The sequence below is a fragment of the Pseudomonas sp. SIMBA_041 genome, from assembly GCF_046535095.1.
Classification (GTDB): Bacteria; Pseudomonadota; Gammaproteobacteria; order Pseudomonadales; family Pseudomonadaceae; genus Aquipseudomonas; species Aquipseudomonas mucoides.
Genome location: NZ_JAWRXJ010000551.1, coordinates 1 through 257, shown reverse-complemented (window position 1 = coordinate 257; position 257 = coordinate 1). Strand labels below are relative to the sequence as shown.

1 protein-coding gene is annotated in these 257 nt (G+C 55.6%); it reads left to right on the top strand.

Annotated features, from left to right (window positions below; genetic code table 11):
• The coding region (locus tag SB725_RS32320) for a hypothetical protein (protein ID WP_410923585.1) at window positions 1–257 on the top strand (257 nt) is incomplete at both ends.

Genomic DNA, 257 nt, shown 5'->3' with positions numbered 1-257 from the left:
GCGCTGGCTTGGCTTGGCGATGACTTCACGTATTACATCGGTTTACCGGATGAAGAGACATTCTCGCTGCCGGATGCCCGCTACTGCCCTGGCGCTATTGGCGATACGATTCGCCGGGCGATTAACGAAGGCGCTGAAAAGCTCACCCTGTGGATGACTGGCGCGCCCAATGAGTGGGATTTATACGCCCGTCAGTTCCGCGCGGCTATTCAGAGCTATCGGCTAAAAGACAACGTCGAGGTCGATCTTGTTATTCC